General features: G+C 69.4%; 5 protein-coding genes. 2 read left to right on the forward strand and 3 right to left on the reverse strand.

Annotation, left to right across the window (positions count from 1 at the left end):
- The first annotated feature begins 2 nt into the window (after positions 1–2).
- Positions 3–8,240, forward strand: a complete 8,238-nt coding sequence (locus AC07VX_RS18945; protein WP_493165959.1) for a GH36-type glycosyl hydrolase domain-containing protein — start codon at positions 3–5, stop codon at positions 8,238–8,240.
- A 153-nt stretch (positions 8,241–8,393) separates the two neighbouring features.
- Here AC07VX_RS18945 and AC07VX_RS18950 read toward each other — a convergent pair whose 3' ends face one another.
- Both AC07VX_RS18950 and AC07VX_RS18955 read right to left on the reverse strand, forming a co-directional pair.
- The gene (locus tag AC07VX_RS18950) at positions 8,394–10,424 is read right to left on the reverse strand and encodes a hypothetical protein (RefSeq protein ID WP_493165958.1); all 2,031 of its coding nucleotides are present in this window, start codon (positions 10,422–10,424) and stop codon (positions 8,394–8,396) included.
- A gap of 198 nt (positions 10,425–10,622) precedes the next feature.
- Positions 10,623–11,000 carry a hypothetical protein gene (locus AC07VX_RS18955; RefSeq protein ID WP_493165957.1) on the reverse strand — a complete coding sequence of 126 codons (378 nt, stop codon included), beginning with the start codon at positions 10,998–11,000 and terminating at the stop codon, positions 10,623–10,625.
- Between the two features lie 277 nt (positions 11,001–11,277).
- Here AC07VX_RS18955 and AC07VX_RS18960 point away from each other — a divergent pair, with 277 nt between their 5' ends.
- Complete coding sequence (locus tag AC07VX_RS18960) at positions 11,278–12,675, forward strand: B12-binding domain-containing radical SAM protein (protein ID WP_493165956.1); 1,398 nt, start codon at positions 11,278–11,280, stop codon at positions 12,673–12,675.
- On the opposite strand, the gene AC07VX_RS18965 is transcribed toward AC07VX_RS18960, so the two are convergent.
- Positions 12,665–13,672, reverse strand: coding sequence for a hypothetical protein (locus AC07VX_RS18965; protein WP_493165955.1), 1,008 nt, complete (start codon positions 13,670–13,672; stop codon positions 12,665–12,667). The genes AC07VX_RS18960 and AC07VX_RS18965 overlap by 11 nt on opposite strands.
- Between the last annotated feature and the right edge of the window lie 35 nt (positions 13,673–13,707).

Consider the following 13,707-nt stretch of genomic DNA (forward strand, 5'->3'; position numbering starts at 1 on the left):
CAATGCAGGACACCCTTCTCGCGCCCGCGCGCGGGCCACTACAGCCGCCGATCCGCGCGGCGCTGCTGGGCGCCGAGGGATTCGCGTTGCACGGTCATGCGCTGGCCCGCACGCATGGCCTGCCACAGCGGGCCGACCCGCCGCTGACCTTCTTTCCGCGGCTGCGCTCCAACGTCGCGGTGCTTCGCGCGGCGCAGGCCACCATCGAGCGCCAGCAGCGCCTGGGGCGCCCGCTGAGCCCGGCCGGCGAATGGCTGCAGGACAACATCCACGAAGTCATCGCGCAGGCCCGTGTCGTGCGGGGCGAACTGCCGCATCGCTACTACCGGCAGCTACCCGTGCTGACCGCCCCCGGCCTCACCGGCCTGCCGCGCATCTACGCTGTCGCCTGGCACTACCTTGCCCACACCGATGGCGCCTTCGACGTCGACCTGTTGGCCAGCTTTCTGGAGGCCTACCAAGGCGTGCATTGCCTCACCCAGGGTGAGCTGTGGGCGCTGCCAACGACGCTGCGGGCCGTGCTGGTGGAGAACCTGCGCCGGCTGGCCGAGCGCGTCGCCACCGAGGAGGCTGCACGTGAGGTCGCGCACAGGCTGTGCGACACCCTTGCCGAGGAAGGCGCTCCACCGATGGCGCCACAGCCATGGTTCGAGCGCCTGCGCGTCCGCGGCGTGGCTGTCGCGTTCGCGCTGCAGATCATGCAGCGCCTGCACGCCGACTCAGAGACTGGCACCGCCCAGGGTGCCGCCGGCCGCGAGGCCATCCGCCTGGCGCTCGCCCAGTCCTTGCCGGACCCGGCCACCGCGCTGGAGGGCCAGCAGGCCGAGGCCGCCGCCGACGCCTTGAGCGTGGGCCACGCGATCGGCTCACTGGCTCGCCTGTCGCGGACCAACTGGCGAAGCCTTGTGGACCAGTCCAGTGCCCTCATGCAGCGGCTGCTGGCCTGGCCTGCCTTCGCCGCGGAGCACCGCGACACCCAGGACGCCAGTCTGCACGAGATCGAGCGCTTGGCGCGGCGCTGCGACCGCAGCGAGCGCGAAATCGCGGACCAACTGCTGAGCCTGGCCGCGCACGCGGCCCCGCTGGAAAGCGGTCCGGCCGCCGCGTCGCTGGGCTACTGGCTGCTCGGTGCGGGCCGTGACGCACTGCATGCCAAGCTCGGCCTGCCACCACCACGCGGGCCGCGCTGGCGCCCCCGCGCGCTGCCTCTGCTGCTCATCGGCCTTGCGCTGGCCAGCGCCGCCCTCGTATTCGTCTTCATGCATGCTGCCGCTGCGAGCCTGCACGGTTGGCTCTGGGTCGCGCTCGCGCTGCTGGCCCTGCTGCCGGCCAGCGAGGTGGCCCTCGCACTGCTGAACCGTCTCATCAGCGAGTCGCTGCCGCCACGGCGGCAGCCGCGGCTGGCGCTGGCTGCAGGCATCCCGCCCGAGCACCGCGTTCTTGTGGTGATGCCAGTGCTGCTGGACAACGCCGCCGCGGCGCAGGCCCTTGCGCAGCGGCTCGAGCGTCATCACCTGGCCAACCTCGAACAGAACGCCCAGTTCGCGCTGCTGAGCGACTTCGCCGATGCAGCCGAGGCCGACACCGACGCCGACGCCCCACTGCTGCGGGAGACCCTGGCGCAGATTGACGCGCTGAACGCGCGCCACCCGGCGCCGTTGGGCGAGCCCCTGCGATTTCTCCTGCTTCACCGCCCGCGCCGCTGGAGCGACGGCGAGCGCCGCTGGATCGGCTGGGAGCGCAAGCGCGGCAAGCTGGAGCAGCTGATGGCACGACTCAGCGGCCAGGCAGACGCCTTCCTGGACTTTGGCCTACGCTCGCAGCCGGTGGCCGGTACGCCGCATGTCGTTACGCTGGACAGCGACACCGTGCTGCCGCCTGGCTCGCTTCGCGAGCTGGTGGCAGTTGCAGCCCACCCGCTCAACCAGCCGCAGCTGGGTCGCAATGCCGACGGGCTGTGGCGAGTGGTCAGTGGCCACGGCATCCTGCAGCCGCGCGTGCAGGTCGCATGGCCGCCTGCAGGCCAGGGCAGCCTGTTCTACCGGCTGTTCGCTGGCGCGGGTACCGGCCACGACCCCTACAACGCTGTCGCCTCCGAGGTTTACCAGGATCTGCTCGACGAAGGCAGCTTCAGCGGCAAGGGCCTGCTTCACGTGGCCGCCGTGCATGCCGTGCTGGCGGGGCGCATGCCTGAAGGCCAGGTCTTGAGTCACGACCTCATGGAAGGATGCATCGCCCGCTGCGGCAGCGTAGGCGACGTCGCGCTGATCGAGCCGGCGCCGCAACATGCCGACGTGGCGAGCGCCCGGACGCACCGCTGGACACGCGGTGACTGGCAGTTGCTGCCATTGCTGTCGCGCCGCTACGGGCTGCGTGCGCTGGACCGCTGGAAGGTGCTCGACAACCTGCGCCGCAGCCTTGTCGCGCCTGCCGCGCTGGCGCTGGTGCTGCTGGCACTGGCCGGCGTGCCGCTGTCGGCATGGGGCGCGCTCGCCCTCGCCGCTGCGGCTTTCAGCGCCGCACCGCTGCTGGGCGCCATCGCCGGTCTGGCCCCAAGCCGTGACGACCTCGCCCTCGGCCACTTCCTGCGTGTGGCCCTGGCCGACTTCGGCCTCGCGCTCGCTGGCCTGGCCTGGCATCTGGCCTTGTGGCTGCGCCAGTCGCTGCTCAACGTGGACGCGATCGCTCGGGCGCTCTGGCGCAGCGCCGTCAGCCGCCGCCGCCTGCTGGCCTGGACGACAGCGGCAGCCTCCGAGGCCCGGGTCGCACAGGGCCTGCAGGACCAGCTGGTGCGCAAGGCGCCGCTATCGATGCTCGCGCTGGCCCTGGGCGGCGTGCTGCTGACGCTGCACACGCCGACCCCGTGGCTGGCGACGGGTCTGAGCCTGCTGTGGGCTGCCACGCCGCTTTGGGTAGCTTGGGCCAGCCGCCCACCCGCTGCCGTGGCGCCGCCGCTGGCGGACGACGACCGGCAGTACCTGCTCGGCGTCGCGCGCGAAACCTGGGGCTGGTTCGCAACCCATGTCGGTCCCGCGAGCCACCACCTGCCGCCCGACAATGTGCAGGCCGTACCGCGGCTGATGGTGGCGCAGCGCACCTCGCCGACCAACATCGGCCTGTACCTGCTGGCCGCCGCATGCGCTCGCGCCTTCGGCTGGATCACGCCGCTGGAGCTGCTGCAAAGGCTGCGGGCCACGCTGGACACGCTGGACCGTCTGCCGCTGCATCGCGGCCACCTGTTGAACTGGATCGACACCGCCACGCTGCAGGCGCTGCTGCCGGCCTATGTGTCCACCGTCGACAGCGGCAACCTGTGCGGCCATCTGCTCGCGGTGGCCAATGCCTGCGAGGAAGTTGGTGCCGCCGAGCCTCTGCAGCGGCAGCTCGACCGCATCGCACAGCGCTGCCGACGCCTTGCCGAGGACACCGATTTCAGCTTCCTGTATGACCCGCAGCGGCGGCTGCTGCACATCGGCTGGCAGGTGGCGGACCAGAAGCTCGATCCCCACCACTACGACCTGCTGGCCAGCGAGTCCCGGCTGGCAAGCCTGTGGGCCATCGCCAAGGGCGACGTGCCAGCCTCGCACTGGGCCGCACTGGGCCGCAGCTACCACGTCGACGGTGCCGCGCTGGGGTTGAAGTCCTGGTCGGGCTCGATGTTCGAGTACCTGATGCCGCTGCTGGTTCTGGACGAGCCGGCCGACAGCGTGCTGGGCCAGGCCGCGCGCATGGCCGTGCAAGAGCAGCGCCGCCATGCCGACGAATTGCGCCTGCCCTGGGGCATCAGCGAGTCGGCCTACGCCGCCACCGACCGCGCGTTGGCCTACCAGTACGCTCCGCAGGGCGTGCGCGGCCTGGCGCTGCGCCGCGCGCCGGCTGACGAGCGCGTCATCGCACCCTATGCCACTGCCCTGGCCGCCATGATTGCGCCGCAGGCCGCCGCGCGGAACCTGCGCCGGCTGCAGGGGCTCAAGATGCGCACCGCCCTGGGCTTCTTCGAGGCGCTGGACTGCACGCCCGCGCGCCAGGTCGATGAGCACCTGTGCACGCGCGTGCAAACCCACATGGCCCACCATCAGGGCATGACGCTGGTGGCCCTGGCCCAGGTACTGCTGGACGGACGACCACGGCACTGGGGGATGGCCGACGCCCGCCTGGCCGCCGTGGCCACGCTGCTGCACGAGGGCCTGCCGCGCGAAGTTGCCGGGCAGCGTGACCTGGCACCGGCGACGGTGGAGCGCGAACACTCGGACGCGACGGGTGCACCATTACGCGAGGTGCAGCCCGGCGAGGAGGCCCTGGCGCGTACCCAGCTGCTCGGCAATGCCGGCTATCGACAGGCGGCCGCACTGGCAGCCGGGCTCGCCCCCGACATGACGCGTCCGGCCTACAGCGTCTCGCTGCGCGCGAACGGCGCAGGATGGAGCCGGCTGGGCGACGTCGACCTGGGTCGCTGGCGCGACGACGCACTGCGCGACGACCATGGCCATTTCCTGTACCTGCGCCGCAGTGCCGGCGGCGCACCGGTGTCGCTGACTCAGCACCCCGCTCCCGACCCCACCGCCCGCTATACCGCCCGCTTTCTGCCGGACCGAGTCTGCTTCGACGCAACCTGGCCCGACCTTCACGCACGCTGCACCGTCTGGGTCAGCCCCGAGGACGACGTGGAACTGCGCCGCGTCGAGCTGTGGAACACCTCCGGACGACCCATCACGCTGGACGTGATGTCGGCATTCGAGGTGAGCCTGTCGACGGCGCGCGCCGACGAGATGCACCCAGCCTTCGCCAACCTCTTCGTCAGCGCGGACTGGGACGCCGCCACCCAGGCACTGTTCCTCGCGCGGCGGCCACGTCGCGAAGCCGAACCGGGCCGGCACGCAGTGCATTTCATCGCCCACGCAGAGACCGGTGGCTTGCTCGCGGCACGCGCGCTGGCCGACCGCGCGCGCTGGCGCGGCCGATTGCGCGGGCACTGGCAGACGCTGGCGGACTTCGAGCCGACTGCCACACCCAGCGGTGCGATGGACACCGGGCTGGACCCGGTGGCTGCTGTGTGCCTGCCGCTGACATTGGCGCCTCACGGCACCGCCCAAGTCACCTGGGCCACAGCCGCCGCCCAGGACGCGCCGACGCTTGCTGCACTGGTGGACAGCTACCGCCGCCCCGGCGCCGTGGAGCGCGCCTCGCAGCTGAGCGCCACGCTGCATGCGTTGCAGCAGCGCGAGCACCGCCTGCACAGCGACGACCTGGCCGCCATCCAGGTGCTGACCAGCTTGCTCGTGCTGCTCCACACCCGCCCCGACGCCGTCACGCCCGGCCAGGCCTGCGACCGCCGGCTGCTGTGGCGCTTCGGGCTCTCGGGCGAGCGGCCGTTGGTGGTCGTCACGGTGTCGACCGTGGCCGGCCTGGCACTGGTGCAGACCCTGATCCAGGGGCTGCTGCACTGGGCCCACGGCGGTGTCGGTGTTGACCTGGTGCTGGTCAATGCGGAGCCCAATTCCTATCTGATGCCACTGCGACAAGGCCTGCAAAGCCTGGGCGAGCGATACGCACCGGAGCTGCAGCACGGGTTGCCGGCCGGGCGCGGCGTGCTGCTGCTGCTGCAGTCCGCCGACCTGAGCCCCTCCGAGCGCACCACCTTGGCCCAGCTGGCACGGTTGCGCCTCAACGCTGATGGCCGGCCGCTGGGTCGCCACGTGGCTGACCTGATGGCTTGGCACGAAGGGGCCCGGCTGTTGCGCGAAGCGCGCGAGCGCAACGCAGCAACGGCGCCAGCGACAACCGTTGCCCCACCCGCTGAGCAGGGCCGCTTCGATCCGCTCGACGGCGGCTACAGCTTTGTGACCGCGCGGGCCCGGCCCACGGCCAGGCCGTGGGTCAACGTGCTGGCCAACCCGGACTTCGGCGTGCTGGTGTCGGAGAGTGGCGCCGGCTGGACCTGGGCCGGAAACAGCCGGCTACACCAGCTCTGCGCCTGGAGCAACGATCCTCTCGCTGATACCGCGCGCGAGCACTTCGCAGTGCAGGATCTGCAGACAGGCGAGGCCTGGAACCTCGCACCCGGCCTGGGTGCGGCCGAGACCAGCTACCGCGTCGAGCACGGCCCCGCAGGCACGTCCATCCGCCACAGCCACAACGGGCTGACGGTGACACTGGCCTGGCGCGTCGACGCGACGTTGGCGGCCAAGCGCGTACGGGTCTCGCTGAGCAACACCGGTAGCCAGGTCCGTAGACTGCGCGTGCTCGGCGCCATCGAGTGGTTGCTGGGCACCGTGCTCGTGGACCGGCAGTCGGTGCGTACCAGCCATGCCCGGCTCACGCCGGCCGGCTGCGCTGCCCTGGATGTTCTGATGGCCACCCAGCTCGACGAACATGACGCTGCTGCCGGCCAGACCGCGTTCTGGATTCTGCAGGCCCACGACGAGGGCGGCCGGGACGCCGTGTTGCCCGACTGGACCTGCGACCGCCGAGAGCTGTTCGACGCACGCGGCCGCCTCACCTGGCCCGACAGCTTCGGCCGGCTGTCTGGCCAGGGCGGTGACCCCTGCGCGGCGTCGAGCCTGAGCCTGAGGCTCGAGGCCGGCGCCACGCGCGAATGCGAGTTCCTGCTCGGCCACGCGGCGACGCCGCCGGCAGCGCTGGCGCTGGCACAGCTGCTGCTGGACGGTGAGCAAGGCCTGGGCGTAACCCGCCTGGACGCCGTGCAGGTGCAGAGCCCTGACCCGCGCTTCGACGCGCTCGTGAATCACTGGTTGCTTCACCAGACAACCGCCTGCCGCCTGTGGGGCCGGGCGGGCTTCTACCAGGCCGGGGGTGCATATGGTTTTCGCGACCAGCTGCAGGACGCCATGGCCCTCGCGCTGACCGCGCCCGAGTTGCTGCGCGAACATCTGCTACGCGCCGCAGCACGCCAGTTCATACAGGGCGACGTGCAGCATTGGTGGCACCCGCACAGTGGCGCGGGCGTGCGCACGCGCTGCAGCGACGACCTGCTTTGGCTGCCCCACGCCACCCACCACTATGTGCTGACCAGCGGTGACTCAGCCGTACTGGACGAGGCCGTTCCGTTCATCGAAGGTGACGCGCTGGCCGCAAGCGCAGAGGACGCGTACAACGTGCCGCGCGCGAGCGTCGAGGCGGCGCCGCTGTTCGAGCACTGTGCGCGCGCCATCGACGCACGGCTCAAGGTGGGGGCCCACGGCCTGCCTCTCATGGGTGCCGGCGACTGGAACGACGGCATGAACCAGGTCGGCGCGGCCGGGCGCGGCGAGTCGGTGTGGCTGGGCTGGTTCCTGTGCCGCGTCGTCGCGGACTTCGCGCCGCTGGCCCAGAGGCGCGGCGAGACCCATCGCGCCGCCCGCTGGCTGGCGGCCGCCGAGGGCTGGCGCCGGGCACTGGACGGGCCTGCCTGGGATGGACAGTGGTACCTGCGCGCCTTCTTCGACGACGGTACGCCGCTGGGCACTCAGGCCGGCACGGAGTGCCGCATCGACTTGATCGCCCAGGCCTGGAGCGTGCTGTCCGATGCCGCGCCGCAGGCGCGTCAGCACCAGGCCATGGCCTCGGCCGAGCGCATGTTGCTGGAACCCGACTGGCTGATGCTTCGCCTGCTGGACCCGCCGCTCGTCAACCACCGCCCTTCAGCAGGCTACATACAGGCCTATCCACCGGGCGTGCGCGAGAACGGCGGCCAGTACACCCATGCCGTCGTCTGGGCTGCAATGGCCTGGGCCCAGCTCGGTCAGGCCGACGCCGCCTGGCGCGCCTGGATGGCCTGCAGCCCTGCCCACCGCGCCGAAGACGCCACGGCGGGCCTGCGCTTCGGGCTGGAACCCTTCGCGGTGGCGGCCGACATCTGCAGTCAGCCTCCCTGGACAGGCCGGGGGGGCTGGAACTGGTACAGCGGCTCCGCCGCAGGCCTCTACCGCGCGGCAGTGGGCTCCATATGCGGGCTGCAGGTGCAGGGCGACCGGCTGCGCTTCGTGCCTGCGCTTCCAAGCCACTGGCCCGCCGTGGATCTGACGGTGCGCCGCCACGGCCGGCTGTTTCGCTTCAGCGTGTGCCGGGCCGACGCAGCCGCAACTGCACGGGCCCAGGGTGCACAGCCGCTCGCGATGGGGGAGTGGCTGAGGACGGACGGCGAGCCGACGACATTGCACTATCTCGTGCTCGTGCCGACCGAACAGGTTCGGCAACGGACCGGCCTGCCACAGTCCCTGGTGCTGCGAGACGACACATGAATTGCATGTCCTCCCAGCTTGGCCAGCACCAGGCGCCGTGAACAGCGATTGAGGAGTATCGGAAACCTGGCTCCACCCAACTGTCTAGCTTTCCTGCACGGACAGGCCGCGTGAGCCTCGCGCGGCCACGCTTCAAGCGGCATGCCGCATGAACTACAGCCTGAAGCACGACCAATTGCCGATGGGGTCCGTGGATTGCCCCCCGAACGTCGATGCCGTGTAGGTGCCGCTCATCGTGCCGCGCTCGGCACCGTCGATGGCAATCTGGCCGTAGTAGTGGGCCTTGTAGTTGCTGCCGATGGTGATCTCCAGCTGTCCACTGCCCTCGTCCAGGGTCGAATAGGACGGAATACCCTGGTATGCAGGCAGGCCGCCGGAGATGGTGAAGTATCCAACCCCGATGACGGTACAGATATATTTTCCGTCATAGCGGTGCGTAGAGGGGGTTACCGCGACGTCGAATTTCACGCTGCCGCCCCCTGGAACTGTCGCCGTGACGTATTGCGCGCCGGCAAGGTGGAAATAGATATCGAACGGCGTACCCGCACTGCCGCCAACGGGAGTATAGAGTTGCGCGGTTCCATCCGCCATCGTCGCGACGCTCACAGGATTTGTCGAGTAATACCCATCCGACGCCTGGAATGTCACCGGAGCATTTGAAACCGGATTATTCAACCTGTCCGTGACCAGAATCTTCGGTATCACCGCCAAAGGCTGATGCTGCACGACGCTTTGCTGATCACCGCTGAGTTTGGCGATGAAAGCGGCGCCAGCGGCATAGCAATCGATGACGGCGCCCGCTGTCGTGGCACCAACCGTTCCGGCACCATTCGCCACGGCACAAATCTGCGCCGGCGCCGTGGGCTGCGTCAGCAGCGTGATATTGAAGGGTGCCGCATTCGCGACCGGAGACGCGAACAAGAAACTGGTACTGCCGGCCGCCAACGTGATGGTCTCCGATGAATTCAACTGCAAGACCAGGCCACTGCCGGTCAACCCGTTGATCGTGCCGCCCAATGCCCGACTGGACACCCGCCAGGTGCTTGAACTGGCGCCAACGGAGACTGTTGACGAATGCGTGAGCGCATAACCCGGGGACGTGACGCGGACTGCCAGCGTGTCACCGTTCTGGACGACGGTGCGCCTGCTCGTCAGCGCCACGTTGTTCTTGATGATCGTGGTATCTGCGTCGACGGCAACGGCCACCGAGACGCCGGCCCCCAGGCCGGCAATCGTCACGGCGTTGCTGGTCACGACCGTCGCAGGGCTCATGCCGGCAACATCCGTGAAGACAAGCCCGGCGACTGCCGCCTGGCGCTGTGGCAGCACGCCCGAGCCGCTCGCATCCAGCCACTCTTCGAACTTGGGCGCCACCATCGCCACGGCTTGGGCTGCGTAGTAGGTCTCCAGATTCGAGCGGACCAGGGGGATATTGACTTCCGTCTGCGCCAGCTTGCGCGCGGCCACAATCGTCTGACTGGTTATAGAACCGGAATTTCCAATCTGCACCGCAATGCTGTTCACCAGGGTAGAAAGCTCCGCCGCCTGACTGGTCCCATTGGCCTTTGAAGCATCGGTTGCCATTTGCGCCAGCGTGGCCGAAACCGCCAGCAGAACTGCATCGGCATCCTTGATTCCGTCGATCCTCATCGCATCAAGGCTGGTCAGCCCGTTGACTCTCGCAGAGTCGACCCCGAATGCCGCCAGCACTTCGTTCTGAGACTGCGCATAGGCGGCGCTGAATGCGCCGCCCTGCAGCATCAAGGCTTTGAGACGGGGTGCCTGCAGAGAGGTCAGCACATTGACCGTCGGCACCGACTGGACGCCGAGATCCACTGTCGCCTGAAGATCGATGACCGAGGTCGACAGCCGCCCGGTAATTTCATCCAGGTAATAGCCATTGACGGAAATATCGACCAGCCGGGTGCCAATCTGCGTCGCAAAGGCAAAACTGCCGAGGTTGTCCGTCGTCTGGACCTTGTATATTTTTCCGGTCGCGCTCAGATTGGCATTCAATTCGCTGGCCGACACCTGCGAGCCAATGGCGAACGGGCCTTTCTGCGCCTTTCCGGACAGCGAATAACTTGGCGGGACCCCAGGCCCCCCACCGTCTGGCGACGAAGAGCCACCGCCGCCGCATCCCGCCAGCAACGCCAGAAGACACCAAACCAGTCGCAACGTCATCACTTGCCCCGGACTAGACAGACGATTCACGGACCCGACCACCGGCAGGCCCTGTCGCTCGCCCGACCGCCTGCCAGCGTCGGGAAGATCCAGACACCAGGCCAGCTATCTCCGGGATCGGCCCAGCGCCTGCACCCGACCAGCTTGCAGCGACTCTAGCAAGATTGGCCATTCTCCTAATGTCCAGTCTTCACGCAGTTACACATGGCCGTCGGCGCTTCGTCCGGTGGGCAACTCTTCGGCGCCCAGCTCACCATGGCCGGGGTAGCCGTTCACCGTCAGGCTGCCGCAGTTGTTCAGCAGGCTGGCGCTGGCGAGCCTGCCGTTGGGCGGGTAGGCCACGGGCGGGCAGATCGTCAGGCTCTTGTCCAATAGTTCGCCGGGGGCCATCCAGCCATAGCCCGTCACGCCGGGCCGGTCAAAGGCGCGGAACCAGCCCAGTCCGCCAGGCAGTTGCGGCTGCGTGAAGTACTGGTTGACCTTGAGCGTCGGCTGCTTAACACCGGCCACGCGGCTGTTGTCGATGATCTCGAAGCCCCAGGTGCGGTTCTTGAAGTACTGGGGTACGAACGTCAAGAAGTTGCGCGAGGCCGGCGCCATTGGCCGGAAACCGGATCGCCGTCGTGGCGATGCCCGCCATCGTGTTGTCGCTCCCCGGTGACTTGAAATCGACCTCGAACAGCGAGTAGCCATAGGTGCCAAAGAGGCGAGGCCCCGGTCTACCGCCGTCGCCAGCCTCCGCCCACTTCTTGCTCGCCGTTACAAGTCGGCGGCGCGCCCCTCCCGCCGCGCCGGTTGAACCCATCGCCCCCCGGACGGCACACACCTGCTGACTCCATGCCAAGGAGAAGGCGTGCTCTCCATCCTGGTCGGCCACAGTTTCTTTTTGCGCTTCGACGCCAAGCAGTTCGAACGCGCCAAGCCCTACCCCCCGCTCGCAACACTGCAGGTCGCAGAGATGCTGCGCCGCCTCGGCCACGGCGTTGCCCTCTTCGACGCCATGCTGGCCACGGGCACACAGGACTTCGACGCCAGCCTCGCAGCCGCGCGGCCCGACGTCGTGCTGCTCTACGAGGACAACTACAACTACCTCAGCAAGATGTGCCTGGCCAGGATGCGCGAGGCGGCCTGCGCCATGGTCACGAGCGCACGCCGGGCCGGGGCTCGCGTCATCGTCGCGGGTTCGGACGCCAGCGATGCACCCGAGGTCTATCTGCGCGCCGGTGCCGACATCGCGCTGCGCGGCGAAGGCCTGGACATGCTGCCCGCACTGCTGCGCCGCCTGCACGCCCAGCCGGCGCTGGCCGGCGCCAACCTCCTCGCCGGGCTGGAGCAGACCGTCGCCCTGCCCCGCCACGAAGCGGCCGACCTCGAAGCGCCCGTCGCCTGGGATCTCGTCGACATTGAGCGCTACCGCGCCACCTGGGTCGCCGCCCACGGCCGATTCAGCCTCAACATGGCCGCCTCCAAGGGCTGTTCCTTCCGCTGCGCCTGGTGTGCCAAGCCCATCTGGGGCCAGCGCTACCAGCAGCGCAGTGCCACGGCGGTGGCGGCCGAGATGGCCGAACTCAAGGCCCGCTTCGCGCCCGACCACATCTGGTTTGCCGACGACATCTTCGGCTTTCGCGCCGACTGGGTACAGCGCTTCGCCGCCGAGCTGGACCGGCTGGGTGGCGGCATCCCTTTCGCCATCCAGACCCGCGCCGACCTCGTCAGCGACGCCATGGCCCAGGCACTGGCCGACGCCGGCTGCCATGAGGCCTGGATAGGCGCCGAGAGTGGCAGTCAGCGGGTGCTGGACGCCATGAACAAGGGCACGACGGTGGCCGAAATCCACCAGGCCCGCCGCCGCCTGCAGGCCGCAGGGGTGCGCGTGGGCTTCTTCATCCAGCTCGGCTATCTCGGCGAGAGACTGCCCGAACTGCTGCAGACCCGCCGGCTCATCGAGGAAGCGCGACCCGACGACATCGGCGTCAGCGTGTCCTACCCGCTGCCGGGCACGCGGTTCCACGAGCAGGTCAAGGCCCAGCTCGGCGCCAAGACCCATTGGGATGACAGTGCCGACCTGGCCATGATGTTCCGCGGCAGCTTCGGCACCGAGGTCTACCGTGCGGTGCGCGACCTGCTGCACGCGCAGGTCGACCTCGGCCGGCTGGATCAGCAGGCGCGCCGTCGTGCAGGTGACGAGATCCGGCGCCGCTGGGCCAGCCTGATCGACAGCCTCAGCCCGGCTGCGGCCGTCATGCCATGAGCAGGTCCTGCAAGGCCGCCGCCCCGGCGCGTGGATGGCTGCCGCGACGCAGCTCCCAGCCATGAAGCCGCGCACAACCCTGGACGAAGGCCGCCCAGCCCGGCTGGGCGGCTGCATAAGGCTGGCTGATGTGCAGGCGCTCCAGCACCTCGATGGCATCCAGCGGCCTGAGCAAGTCGCAGCCGGCCGCGGCTTCGGGCGACGCAAAGACCAGATGCGCCAGCCGCAGCGGCTCGGCGGACAGCGACGCCCAGCCACCGCGCAAGTCCAGCTCGTGCTTCTCCACGCCACTGCGCCGGCGAATGACCGGCGCAGCCTGGATGCGATCACGCAGCGCCGCGTCCTCCACCCAGTGCAACGCGTCAAAGCGCAGGTGCAGGAAATTGGCCACGCCCGTCGCGCGCAGCGTGCGTGGGTCGACGAAGCTCGCGTCCTCGGTGAGAAAACTCAGGCCCTGCGCCATCGCCTGCAGAGCCAGCGTCGACTTGCCCGCGCCGCTTGCGCCGATCAGCAGCGCGCCCGCGCCGCGCCATCCCACGCAGCCGGCATGCAGCGCCACCAGGCCCTGGGCGCGGCAGGCCAGCGTGAAGACGGCGAACTCGATGAGCTCGTAGCGTGCGTGATAGGGCCAGCCCAGCAGCGCCCGCGAGACCTGCACGACGGCGCGGCCGGCCTGCGGGTTTACCAGTGCCAGGTTGTGCGCGTCCATCGCCGCGCCCAGCAGGCCCGCGCCACCCAGCATGCGCGCTGCAGGGGGCTCGGCGGCGAAGGCGTCGCCGCCCTCCATCAGCCTGAGCTCCACCTGCAGCGCCGGCCCGCCCAGGTCATGCGCCGGCAGGCCGGCATAGGCCGCATCGGCGAGGGCCAGCAGCTCGGCACTGTCGCTGAGGAACTCGATGCGGGCGCCCAGCAGCGCATGGGCGCGGCGCAGCGCCAGCGGCGCCTGCTCGGCAAAGGGATCGGCAATCTGCCGGAGGTCGGCGCGCCAGGTGCTCATGAAGGAGAGGCCTCTTGAAAGAGATGGCATTGCCA

The sequence above is a fragment of the Roseateles sp. GW821-FHT03B02 genome (assembly GCF_059421025.1).